Annotated in this window: 14 protein-coding genes; all 14 read left to right on the top strand. The window is 42.2% G+C overall.

Translation table 11 applies throughout. The annotated features are described in order from the left end of the window. Nucleotides 1-26: 26 nt before the first annotated feature. Nucleotides 27-560: a flagellar basal body-associated protein FliL gene (fliL, locus tag MTN96_RS10860; protein ID WP_004588296.1), complete on the top strand. Its 534-nt coding sequence runs from the start codon at nucleotides 27-29 to the stop codon at nucleotides 558-560. 9 nt (nucleotides 561-569) lie between these two features. Beyond that, nucleotides 570-1,661, top strand: coding sequence for a flagellar motor switch protein FliM (gene fliM / locus MTN96_RS10855; RefSeq protein WP_004588297.1), 1,092 nt, complete (start codon nucleotides 570-572; stop codon nucleotides 1,659-1,661). A 20-nt stretch (nucleotides 1,662-1,681) separates the two neighbouring features. After that, a complete protein-coding gene (gene fliN / locus MTN96_RS10850; RefSeq protein WP_004588298.1) occupies nucleotides 1,682-2,080 on the top strand; it encodes a flagellar motor switch protein FliN in 399 nt (132 codons plus the stop codon). Next, nucleotides 2,077-2,460 (top strand): flagellar biosynthetic protein FliO, encoded by a 384-nt coding sequence (fliO, locus tag MTN96_RS10845; RefSeq protein ID WP_024032316.1) that lies wholly within the window; start codon nucleotides 2,077-2,079, stop codon nucleotides 2,458-2,460. The genes fliN and fliO overlap by 4 nt, the downstream gene beginning before the upstream one ends. A 4-nt stretch (nucleotides 2,461-2,464) precedes the next feature. Then, nucleotides 2,465-3,208, top strand: a complete 744-nt coding sequence (gene fliP / locus MTN96_RS10840) for a flagellar type III secretion system pore protein FliP (protein ID WP_024032315.1) — start codon at nucleotides 2,465-2,467, stop codon at nucleotides 3,206-3,208. A 42-nt stretch (nucleotides 3,209-3,250) separates the two neighbouring features. Beyond that, nucleotides 3,251-3,520 (top strand): flagellar biosynthesis protein FliQ, encoded by a 270-nt coding sequence (gene fliQ, locus MTN96_RS10835; protein WP_004588301.1) that lies wholly within the window; start codon nucleotides 3,251-3,253, stop codon nucleotides 3,518-3,520. 2 nt (nucleotides 3,521-3,522) lie between these two features. Further along, complete coding sequence (gene fliR, locus MTN96_RS10830; protein WP_004588302.1) at nucleotides 3,523-4,302, top strand: flagellar biosynthetic protein FliR; 780 nt, start codon at nucleotides 3,523-3,525, stop codon at nucleotides 4,300-4,302. A gap of 8 nt (nucleotides 4,303-4,310) precedes the next feature. Further along, the gene (gene flhB / locus MTN96_RS10825; RefSeq protein ID WP_121637798.1) at nucleotides 4,311-5,444 is read left to right on the top strand and encodes a flagellar biosynthesis protein FlhB; all 1,134 of its coding nucleotides are present in this window, start codon (nucleotides 4,311-4,313) and stop codon (nucleotides 5,442-5,444) included. Between the two features lie 200 nt (nucleotides 5,445-5,644). Next, complete coding sequence (gene flhA, locus MTN96_RS10820) at nucleotides 5,645-7,756, top strand: flagellar biosynthesis protein FlhA (protein ID WP_004588304.1); 2,112 nt, start codon at nucleotides 5,645-5,647, stop codon at nucleotides 7,754-7,756. 22 nt (nucleotides 7,757-7,778) lie between these two features. Then, on the top strand, nucleotides 7,779-9,254 hold the full coding sequence (gene flhF, locus MTN96_RS10815) for a flagellar biosynthesis protein FlhF (RefSeq protein WP_055015933.1): 1,476 nt from the start codon (nucleotides 7,779-7,781) through the stop codon (nucleotides 9,252-9,254). Continuing rightward, nucleotides 9,247-10,107 carry a MinD/ParA family protein gene (locus MTN96_RS10810; protein ID WP_054983003.1) on the top strand — a complete coding sequence of 287 codons (861 nt, stop codon included), beginning with the start codon at nucleotides 9,247-9,249 and terminating at the stop codon, nucleotides 10,105-10,107. Before flhF ends, MTN96_RS10810 begins: the two co-directional genes overlap by 8 nt. Before the next feature lie 26 nt (nucleotides 10,108-10,133). Further along, the gene (locus tag MTN96_RS10805) at nucleotides 10,134-10,844 is read left to right on the top strand and encodes an RNA polymerase sigma factor FliA (protein WP_024032309.1); all 711 of its coding nucleotides are present in this window, start codon (nucleotides 10,134-10,136) and stop codon (nucleotides 10,842-10,844) included. A 41-nt stretch (nucleotides 10,845-10,885) separates the two neighbouring features. Continuing rightward, a complete protein-coding gene (gene cheY / locus MTN96_RS10800; RefSeq protein ID WP_004588308.1) occupies nucleotides 10,886-11,269 on the top strand; it encodes a chemotaxis response regulator CheY in 384 nt (127 codons plus the stop codon). 15 nt (nucleotides 11,270-11,284) lie between these two features. Further along, nucleotides 11,285-12,052 carry a protein phosphatase CheZ gene (locus MTN96_RS10795; protein WP_004588309.1) on the top strand — a complete coding sequence of 256 codons (768 nt, stop codon included), beginning with the start codon at nucleotides 11,285-11,287 and terminating at the stop codon, nucleotides 12,050-12,052. The last annotated feature ends 12 nt before the right edge of the window (nucleotides 12,053-12,064 follow it).

Raw genomic sequence — 12,064 nt, 5'->3', positions numbered from 1 at the left:
GTACCTTTGCTAAAAAAGGAATCACAATGGCCGAAGAAACAAGTTTAGAAATAGAAGAAACCGGTAAAAGCAAAAAAAAGCTGATCATAATCATAGTGGCAGTCCTGCTTGTTGTTGGCGGTGGTGCAGGCTATTTTTTTATGGCGGGCGATGATGCACCCGTTGAAACATTAGATGAAGAAACAACAACCGCAGCGCAAAGCGACTCGGCTACACCTTCAGGCTCTTCAGCTGAAATGGGCAGTGCCTTGTATGTTGCTATGCCAAGACCCTTTGTGTTTAATGTACCTGGGTCAAGCAGAGATAGAATTGTACAAATAAAAGTGCAATTACTTGTGCGTGGCGATGTAAATGAAGAAACCGCTAAAAAGCACATCCCACTGATTGAAGGCACCTTATTAAGCGTGTTTTCAACCACTACAGCTGATGAGCTCAGCACCAGTGCAGGCAAAGAAACATTACGCTTTACTGCGCTTGAAAAAGTGCAAGCTGCGCTGAATGATGTTGAAGGCACTAAAGTAATTGAGCGGGTATTGTTTACCGGCTTTGTGATGCAATAAGGGGCTAGCGTGAGCGATTTATTATCCCAAGACGAAATTGATGCACTCTTACACGGCGTTGATGAAGTCGAAGAGGAAGATATACACGAAGGTGAAGACGGCGAAGGCAGTACATTACAGTACGACTTTTCTTCGCAAGATCGGATCGTGCGTGGTCGCATGCCGACCCTGGAAATTGTTAACGAGCGGTTTGCTCGTCATATGCGAATAAGCTTATTTAACATGATGCGCCGCACCGCAGAGGTGTCGATTAATGGCGTACAAATGATTAAATTTGGCGAATACATTCATACCTTATTTGTACCAACAAGCTTAAATATGGTGCGTTTTAGACCGCTAAAAGGCACTGGCCTTATCACCATGGAAGCACGTTTAGTGTTTATTTTGGTAGATAACTTTTTTGGTGGTGACGGGCGTTACCATGCCAAAATTGAAGGCCGCGAATTTACCCCTACCGAACGTCGAATCGTGCAAATGCTACTAAAAATTATCTTTGAAGATTACAAAGAAGCATGGGCGCCGGTTATGGACGTGTCGTTTGAATACCTCGATTCAGAAGTAAACCCAGCAATGGCTAACATTGTGAGCCCTACTGAGGTTGTGGTTATTAGCTCTTTTCATATTGAATTAGATGGCGGTGGCGGCGATTTTCATATTGCTCTGCCGTATTCAATGCTTGAACCCATTAGAGAGCTATTAGATGCGGGTGTACAATCGGATACAGAAGACACCGATTTGCGCTGGAGCAAAGCTTTACGCGATGAAATTATGGACGTTGAGGTTGATATGTCGACTCAACTTCTTGAGGTGGATTTGTCTCTTAAACAAATAATGGAACTCAAAGCGGGCGATATTATACCGGTAGAAATGCCAGAGCATATTACGGTATTTGTTGAGGAGTTACCTACATTTAGAGCTAAAATGGGTCGTTCTCGCGATAACGTTGCGCTACAAATTAGTGAAAAAATTAAACGCCCTGATTCAGTTAAATCTGAGCTGCATGTATTTACCAAAGGCGGCAAGAAAATTGATTCAGATGCAGAATTAGCAGAACTAGAAGATGATTTACACCTTTCTGACGGTGTAGACTTAGACTGGTAATTGATTAAAAGGTTAAAAGTATGAGCGATGATCAAGACACAATGGACGAATGGGCAGCAGCCCTAGCTGAAGCCGAAGGCGGTGATGAGAGCGCCGAAGCGCATGTAGCAGAGCTTGATGAACTAAGTGATGCTAAACATGAACTTAGCGGTGACGAAAAGCGTAAACTCGATACAATTTTAGATATTCCTGTGACTATTTCTATGGAAGTCGGGCGCTCTAAAATAAATATTCGTAACTTACTGCAGCTAAACCAAGGCTCTGTTGTTGAACTAGACCGTGTAGCCGGTGAACCACTGGATGTATTAGTAAATGGTACGCTCATTGCCCATGGCGAAGTGGTTGTAGTGAATGATAAATTTGGTATTCGTTTAACGGATGTTATTAGCCAGGTAGAGCGGATCAAAAAATTACGATGAGCTCCCTTGCTGCTTTAACAAACTCAGTATTTACAAAGGCAGAAACGTTAACACCTACGGCCGACATTTTGTCTATGGTGTTGTCGTTAATTGCGGTGCTAGTACTGATTGTAGTGCTGGCATTTTTTGTTAAAAAACTTAACCCAAATTTAGCTAATAGCGAAGAATTTAAAGTGGTACGAAGCTTACCGCTTGGCTCACGAGAGCGCTTAATGGTGGTTGAAATAGATAATGCACAGCATTTATTAGGGGTCACCCCGCACAGTATTAACTACTTACATAAATTAGACACGCCGTTAAGTGAAAAAGAACTGCCAGAACTTGCTAAGCGATTTAGCAAACTACTAAACCCGCAAACGAATCAAAATAAAAAGAATTAACCCTATGATAAAGTGGCTGCTGATTATTTTAGCTGTGTTATTTGTACCTGCTGCAAGTAGTGCAGAGGGCATAGACGCCCTAACCATTACAACCAATGCCGACGGGACGCAAGATTACTCTGTAACCTTGCAAGTACTGGCAATTATGACGGCGCTGAGCTTTATTCCTGCCGCCATAATTATGATGACCTCGTTTACCCGTATTATTGTTGTACTGGCCATTTTGCGCCAAGCCATTGGTTTACAATCAACACCTTCAAACCAAGTTTTATTAGGGATGTCGCTTTTTTTAAGTATTTTTATTATGGCACCTATTTATCAGCAAGTTAACGAGCGTGCGATAGAACCCTATTTAAATGAACAAGTTACTTCGGTACAAGCATTAGAGCTTGCAAAGGAGCCCATGAAGGCCTTTATGCTCTCGCAGGTACGATTAAAAGACTTAGAAACGTTTGCCAAAATAGCAGGTTATGACCAGCTTGACTCGCCAGAGGCCACGCCACTTATTGTTTTAATACCTGCATTTGTGACCAGTGAACTACAAACCGCGTTTATTATTGGGTTTATGTTTTTTATACCGTTTTTAATTGTGGATTTAGTGGTTGCCTCGGTATTAATGGCCATGGGTATGATGATGCTCTCGCCCATGATAGTGTCCTTGCCTTTTAAAATAATGTTATTTGTACTAGTCGATGGCTGGAGCTTAGTAATGGGCACGTTAGCCAAAAGCTTTGGCTTAGGGACATAAACCATGTTTTACATTCGCACTTTTAAACATTAGGAGTACAACATGGAACCAGAGATTTTTGTTGATATTCTTAGCGATGCACTGTTTTTAGTTATTAAGCTGGTATCAGCTATTGTGGTACCTGGTTTACTTGTTGGTTTAGTGGTGGCGGTGTTCCAAGCGGCAACCTCAATTAATGAACAAACCCTAAGTTTCTTACCGCGCTTGTTAATTACCATTGGGGCACTTATTGTAGGTGGGCATTGGCTTACTCAAGAGCTAATGGACTTTTTTACCCGCCTAGTGTTACTCATTCCTGAAATTGCAGGCTAATTGTGGAATTTCCTTTTTCTGTTGTTATTCAATGGTTAAGTGATTTTTTACTGCCTTTAGTTCGCATCAGCTCTATGATCATGATTATGGCGGGCTTAGGCGCACAAAACGTACCTACGCGCATTAAAATGGGATTGGCGGTAGTGGTAACGTTTTTAGTGGTGCCAGCGCTGCCTCCTGCAACATTTACTAATTTATTTTCTTTTGAAATGGTGCTGGTGGTTATACAGCAAATGTTGATAGGTGTTGCGATAGGGTTTGCTTCTACGCTAATGCTAAATACCTTTGTGCTTGCTGGGCAAATACTGGCAATGCAAACCGGTTTGGGCTTTGCCTCTGTTATAGACCCTTCAAATGGTGCGAGTGTGCCTGCAGTTGGCCAGTTTTACTTAATTTTAGCGACCTTGTTATTTTTTGTTTTTAATGGCCATTTAATGATGATTCAAATGGTGGTGCATAGTTTTTCGGTGTTGCCTATAAACGGCCAGTGGTGGGCTGTTGATCATTACTGGGACATAGTAACGTGGGGCAGCTGGATGTTTACCACTGCACTGGTATTGGCTTTAGCCCCCCTTACGGCCATGCTCATTATTAATATTTCATTTGGTATTATGACCCGCGCAGCACCGCAATTAAACATTTTCTCAATAGGTTTTCCGTTTACATTAGTTGCCGGTTTAATGATTATTTGGGCTACCTTGGGTAATTTTGTAACCCAATTTGAATTTCAGTGGTTAAAAATGATTGAGCTAATGTGTAGCCTTGTTGGCTGTACGGTGTAGGAGGGGCAATGGCTGAAGATTCAGGACAAGAAAAAACAGAAGAACCCACCTCCAAAAAGCTCGAAGATGCTAAAAAGAAAGGTCAAATAGCACGCTCAAAAGAGCTAGGGACTATGTTTGTACTTATTTTTTCTGCAATTTCGTTGCTGTTGTATGGGCCCGAAATAGGCAAAGGCTTATACAATATTATGGGTAGGATGCTGTCTTTAAATCGCAGTGAAACCTACGACACCACTAAAATGTTTGCGGTGTGGAGTGAGGTGGCCAGTGCGCTGCTGTTTCCTATGGCGATGTTTGTTTTAATTATTGTTATTGCAGCATTTATAGGAAATACCTTACTCGGCGGCTTTAATTTTAGTTGGGAAGCTGCAGCACCTAAGCCCAGTAAAATGTCGCCAATGAAGGGCTTTAAGCGCATGTTTGGCCCACAAGCAGCGATAGAGCTTGTAAAATCTATATTAAAGTTTGCGCTGGTGGCTATTTTTGCGGTGTTTTTGATTCAAACTTTTTTTGATGAAATTTTGCATTTAAGTATTGAAAGCGCACCTAGTAATATAATTCATGCCCTTGAAATACTCTCGTGGATGTTTTTAGGGTTGTCGTGCACCTTGGTGATTATTGCCGCAATAGATGCGCCTTATCAAAGTTATAACCACAACAAACAACTTAAAATGACCATGCAGGAGATCAAAGACGAGTACAAAAACTCAGAGGGTGATCCGCAAATTAAAGCGCGAATAAGGCAAACACAAAGGCAAATGTCGCAGCGAAGGATGATGCAAGATGTCCCCGATGCCGACGTAATTGTAACCAATCCTACTCACTATTCTGTGGCGCTAAAATATGATACTGAGCGAGCAGGTGCACCGATTGTACTTGCCAAAGGGGTAGATGAACTGGCTATGCAAATTCGTAAGATAGCCAAAGGTAACGAAGTACCGATTGTAGAATCTCCTATGCTTACGCGGGCGCTTTATCATACCGCCGAAATAGGCCAACAGATCCCAGATCAGCTATTTACCGCTGTCGCACAAGTTTTAGCCTATGTATTTCAGCTTAAACGCTTTAAAAAAGGGCGTGGTAAACGACCTATTCCGCTTAAGTCTAAACTGCCTATTCCGGATGATTTTAAATACGATTAGGGTAAGCTAACCACACTTTGAAGAGGCGCCTTGCCTAAATACCAACACGGGGCTGCAAATTCAAACCATAAAGCCCATTCGCTCTTGTCTCTCACTTGCTTTAAATTTTGTATCAATACTCAATGAATCTATTGCTGGCTCTATACTTGGAATAGTTATTGCAATTTCAGGCTAGTGTCAATTTATTGAATTGTAGAGTTATGGATTTTAAAGCGGTATTACAACAACTTAACAAAGATAAAAAAGAGTATGCCAAAGGTGTTGGCACACCGCTATTAGTACTTGCAGCGCTGGGTATGGTTATTTTACCGCTGCCGCCATTTCTTCTTGATATATTATTTTCATTTAATATTGCCCTTGCCTTAGTTGTTTTACTGGTGACTGTTTACACCATGAAACCCCTCGAATTTGGCATGTTTCCCGCGGTACTGTTAATCGCTACAATTATGCGTTTAGCCCTAAATGTTGCCAGTACACGCGTGGTGCTCCTTGAGGGTCACAACGGGGGCGATGCGGCTGGTAAAGTAATTGAAGCGTTTGGCTCAGTGGTTATTGGCGGAAACTACGCGGTAGGTTTAGTGGTGTTTTTAATTCTGATCATCATAAACTTTGTAGTAATAACCAAAGGTGCTGGGCGTATTTCTGAAGTATCGGCTCGTTTCACGCTAGACGCTATGCCGGGTAAACAAATGGCGATAGATGCCGACTTAAACGCTGGTTTTATTAGTGCAGAGCAAGCACGTGAGCGCCGCAGTGAAGTAACCCGCGAAGCCGACTTTTACGGCTCTATGGATGGGGCGAGTAAGTTTGTAAAAGGCGATGCCATTGCCGGTATCGTGATATTAATTATTAATATTGTTGGCGGCTTATTTGTGGGCATGATCCAACACGATTTGAGCTTTAGCCGCGCAATGGAAGTATATACTTTACTTACCATTGGTGACGGCCTTGTGGCGCAGCTCCCTTCATTATTACTCTCTATTGGTACTGCTATTGTTGTTACTCGCCAAAACGAATCACATAACATGGGTGAGCAATTTAAAGCCCAATTAGGTAACGAAAAATCATTATTTATCGCCTCAGGTATTTTAATCATTATGGGGTTAGTTCCGGGTATGCCTCATATTGCTTTTTTAAGTTTAGGCGCACTCCTTGGCTACTTAGCTTACTTTACTCAGCAGCAAAAATTAAAAGCCGCTGCTCTAGCAGCCCAAGAGGCTGAAAGTGGTACCGTTGCCGGTACTGGTGTTGCAAATAAGCAAGAGCAAAAAGAGCTTGGATGGGACGATGTACAACAAATTGACGTTATTGGCTTAGAAGTTGGCTACAGGCTTATTCCGCTTGTTGATCAATCTCAAGGTGGTGAGCTGCTCAACCGAATTAAAGGGGTGCGTAAAAAGTTATCTCAGGAGCTTGGCTTTTTGGTACCGCCTGTACATATTCGCGATAACTTAGAGTTAGACCCTAATGCGTACCGTATTACCATGATGGGTGTTTCAAGTGGTGAAGGCGAACTCAAACATGGCGATGAACTGGCCATCAACCCTGGGCAAGTATTTGGCCCTATTAAAGGGGTTGAAACCAAAGACCCTGCATTTGGCTTAGATGCGGTATGGATAAAGCCTGATCAAAAAGACGAAGCACAGTCACTAGGTTACACCGTGGTTGACTCAGCCACTGTGGTAGCCACCCACATTAGCCAGTTATTAACTAACAGTGCCGCATTATTACTAGGGCATGAGGAGGTTCAAAACCTGCTTGATATGTTAGCTAAAAGCCATCCACGTTTAGTCGAAGGGTTAGTGCCAGAAGTACTACCACTGACAACCGTTGTAAAAGTACTGCAAAATTTATTAAACGAAGGTGTGGCTATTCGTGATATGCGCTCTATTGTTCAAACTCTTGTAGAGTACGGCCCACGTAGCCAAGATGCCGATGTTTTAACAGCTGCAGTGCGTATTTCGCTGCGCCGTTTAATAGTTCAAGACGCTGTGGGAATGTCATCAGAAATCCCTGTCATAACCTTGGCGCCTGAGTTGGAACAGATGTTGCATCAGTCATTACAAAATGCAGGCGACGAAGGTGCCGGAATAGAACCAAGCCTTGCTGAGCGACTTCAAACATCATTAAACGAAGCGCATCAGAATCAAGAAATGGCCGGAGAACCTTCAATATTGCTAACGTCAGGAATGTTACGCACTGTGTTATCTCGTTTTGTTAAGTACACCATACCGGGTTTAAGGGTGATGTCTTATCAAGAGGTACCAGATGAAAGACAGATCAAGATTGTCAGCTCAGTAGGCCAACAATAAAGATTTTAACAGGGGTTGAACCATGAAGATTAAACGTTTTTTTGCCAAAGATATGCGCACCGCACTGAAAGAAGTTAAAGATGAGCTAGGTGTTGATGCCGTTATTATGTCGAACAAAAAACTCGCTAATGGTGTAGAAATTGTTGCCGCAGTAGATTACGACAAAGCAGCCCCTAAAGCCGCAGCGCAACCACAGGCAGCGCCTGCTCCGCAAAGAGCCGTGCAACAGCCTACTCATAACTTTGTAAAGCCAGAGCCTAAGCGTGCGCAACCTGAGCCACAAGCAAAAGTAGCTGATAGCTTACAAGCTTTATTAGAGCGCCAGTCGCCACGCCCTCGCTCTCCTGAGCTAGCCTCTATGTTTTCGCAATCAGGTATTGATACGTCTGAGCATTACCAAGAGCCAGCACAGCCACGTACGACAAATATGTTTGCACGCGAAAATGAAGCGCCAAAACGCATGCAAACCCAAGCAGACAGCCTAGGCTTTGATGACTTAGATCAAGACTTTGACGATTTAGATGCGCCTGTGGCTCCGCGTAGTCAAGCTAATAACAACGAAAGCGCCCAAATGAGCGCGATGCGTGATGAAATGAACGCAATTCGCCAGTTATTAGAACACCAAGTATCGGGTTTAATGCAGCAAGATATGGCACGTCGCGACCCTACACGTGCATGCATGATTGACCGTTTAGTTGGCATGGGAATAGATAAAGACGTTGCAGAGCAAATGGCGTGTTTTATCCCAGATGACGTATCGCGTCAGCAAGGTTGGAAAGCATTATTGCAAATGGTTGAAGATCAAATGCAAACCACCAATAACGAAATTCTTCGCCAAGGGGGTGTGTATGCACTTGTTGGGCCTACTGGTGTAGGTAAAACAACCACAGTAGCTAAACTTGCCGCATTAGGCGCACAAAAGTATGGCGCCGACAAAGTTGCCCTAATCACCACTGATACATACAGAATTGGTGCGTATGAGCAGCTTGCAACGTATGGTCGTATTATTGGTTGTGGTGTTAAACAAGTAAAAGATGCCAATGAATTAGCTGAAGTTTTATATCATTTACGCAATAAGCGTCTAGTATTAATTGATACAGCGGGTATGAGCCAACGTGATTTACGCCTTACAGAGCAATTAAATACGTTAATGCGCAACCAGCGAGTAGATATACGTAGTTATTTAGTATTAAGTGCCACAGCACAAATAAATGTACTGCAAGAAACCGTAAGACATTTTAAAAAGGTTCAGCTAAGCGGTTGTATTTTCACTAAGTTAGATGAATCATTAAGTTTAGGTGAGATTATTAGTATAGCGATTCAAAATCGTCTTCCAATAGGGTATCTTACTAATGGTCAGCGTGTACCAGAAGATATTCGCGTTGCAAATGCTGAAAAACTAGTAAAAAAAGCTGAGCAATTGTATTTAAAAAGAGCAAAAGCACAACATTCAAGGCACCAAGCAGTGGCGCCAAGCACAGTAGGGATGTATGATTAACACAGTATTAGATCAAGCAAGCGGCCTGCGCAAAATGAGTCAAAACAACAACAACGGCGTAAAAGTTATCGCTGTCACTGGCGGTAAAGGAGGGGTGGGTAAAACCAACGTCTCTTTAAATACTGCTATTGCTTTAGGGCAGCAGGGTAATCGTGTATTAGTATTAGATGCCGATTTAGGCCTAGCTAATTGTGATGTAATGCTAGGACTACGTGTTGAAAAAAACTTATCTCATGTCCTTTCAGGCGAGTGCGAACTTGACGAGATTTTAGTTGAAGGCCCAGGCGGTATTAAAATCGTGCCTGCTACATCAGGCTCGCAAAGTATGGTGGAGCTAACCCCATCTGAGCATGCTGGGTTAATTCGTGCCTTTAGTGAGCTTAATACCGAATTTGATATTTTAATTGTAGATACCGCCGCTGGTATTTCTGACATGGTGCTGAGTTTTTCTCGTGCAGCGCAAGATGTCATGGTGGTAGTGTGTGACGAGCCGACCTCTATTACTGATGCCTACGCGCTTATTAAAGTACTTAGCCGCGAACATGGCGTTTATAAATTTAAAATTGTTGCAAACATGGTGCGGAGTATGCGCGAGGGCCAAGAGCTTTTTGCAAAGCTCTCTAAAGTAACAGACCGCTTTTTAGATGTGTCTATGGAGCTTGTTGCGACTATTCCATATGATGAAAATATGCGTAAATCTACGCGTAAACAAAAAGTAATTGTCGATCTTTTCCCTAATTCACCAGCAGCAGTCGCGTTTAAAACATTAGCGACAAAAGCAGTAAAATGGCCTATACCTAATCAACCTTCAGGACATTTAGAGTTTTTCATTGAGAAGCTAGTAAACGGCTGATTATGACAACATCGGTGAAAAGAGCTATGGGATATCAATCAACACAAAATTTAAATGTGATTGTTGAAAAGCACGCGTCGCTTGTCAAAAAAGTGGCGTGCCATTTAATAGCTCGTCTTCCTCCTAGCGTTCAGCTTGATGACTTAATTCAATCGGGAATGATTGGCCTTATCGAGGCCTCAAAAAACTTTGACGCCAGTAAAGGGGCAAGCTTTGAAACGTTTGCTGGTATTCGTATTCGCGGCGCTATGCTTGATGAAATGCGCAGAGGGGATTGGGCACCACGTTCGGTGCACCGTAAAAGCCGATTAGTAGCCGAAACTATCACAGAATTAGAAAATAGCTTAAATAGAGAACCAAAAGATACTGAAGTAGCTGAAAAACTTGATATTTCGCTAGAAGAATACCATCATATTTTAAATGATGTTAATTCCAGTAAAGTGCTTGGTATAGAAGACCTAGGGGTAGATGAAGATGTTATTAGCCCTGCAGGTCAAGATTTAGCGCTAGACAAACCATTTAATAATGTTAAAAATGAACGGTTTAATAATTCATTGTTAGAGGCAATAAAGTCTTTACCAGAGCGAGATGCAATGGTGCTTTCTTTGTATTACAACGATGAAATGAATTTAAAAGAAATTGGGCATATACTCGATGTAAGTGAATCGCGTGTAAGTCAGATACATGGTCAGGCGATGATTAAGCTCAAAGCAAAAATCAATGACTGGATAAACTAGTAGTAAGTAAATTATAGGTTAAGACCTCACCGGAGGATGTTTTGGATAAAAACATGAAAATTCTTGTTGTTGATGATTTCTCTACAATGAGACGTATTATAAAAAATCTGTTGCGTGACCTAGGGTTCACGAATGTTCAAGAAGCTGACGATGGTTCTACAGCATTACCTATGTTGCAAAATCAGGTTTTTGACTTTGTTGTAACCGATTGGAACATGCCAGGCATGCAGGGTATTGACTTGCTAAGAGCCATTAGAGCTGACGAAAAATTAAAACATATTCCGGTTTTAATGGTGACGGCAGAAGCTAAAAAAGAACAAATAATAGCGGCAGCGCAAGCAGGTGTTAATGGCTATATTGTTAAGCCATTTACTGCTGGTACTTTGAAAACTAAATTAGAAAAAGTGTTTGAACGCTTAGGTTAATGAGAGGAGAGGCTTATGTCAGCACCAGCTGCGCCTCAAATTACTTTAGAACAAGCTCGTCAGCTCGTCGTTTTTTTAGAAAACGGTGAGCAAGATAAAGCTGATCAATTAATTTTAGATACTGCCTCTCAAGAGCAATCGCAGCTTTTTGCTGAAGTAGGTAAGTTAACACGCCAATTACACGAAGCCCTTAAAAGCTTTGAACTTGATACGCGTTTAACCGATTTAACCACTGATGCAATTCCGGATGCGAAAAAGCGCTTAAACTATGTCATGGAAATGACAGAAAATGCAGCTAATAAGACAATGGATGCGGTCGAAGCAAGCCTCCCTATTGCGCAGCAGCTAGCAGATGAAATTGCACATATTAAGCCTACTTGGGATAGGCTTATGAACCGCGAAATAGAGCTGGGCGAGTTTAAAACCTTATGCCACAGCATCGACAAGTTTATGAACAGCTCTCATCATAAAACCGATGAGTTGCAAACTTTAATGACTAATGTATTAATGGCGCAGGATTTTCAAGATTTAACCGGCCAGGTTATCCGCCGTGTAATTGAATTAGTCAGAGAAGTAGAAGAAAGTTTAATCCACCTTTTAACAGCATTTGCTGCACAAGATGACAGCATTGCTGAAAGTAAAGAACAACAAGAAACAGAAGAACTGGTTGCCGCACAAACATTAGCAGGTCCTGAAGGCCCTATTATTGATAAAGAGTCGCGAAATGATGTTGTATCTGACCAAGACGAGGTCGATGACCTATTATCAAGTTTGGGCTTCTAAGAGGAGAGTAAC

The sequence above is a fragment of the Pseudoalteromonas sp. 2CM28B genome, assembly GCF_023161935.1.
Note: the sequence above shows the minus strand (reverse complement) of the source record. Positions and strands in the feature narration are given on the sequence as shown.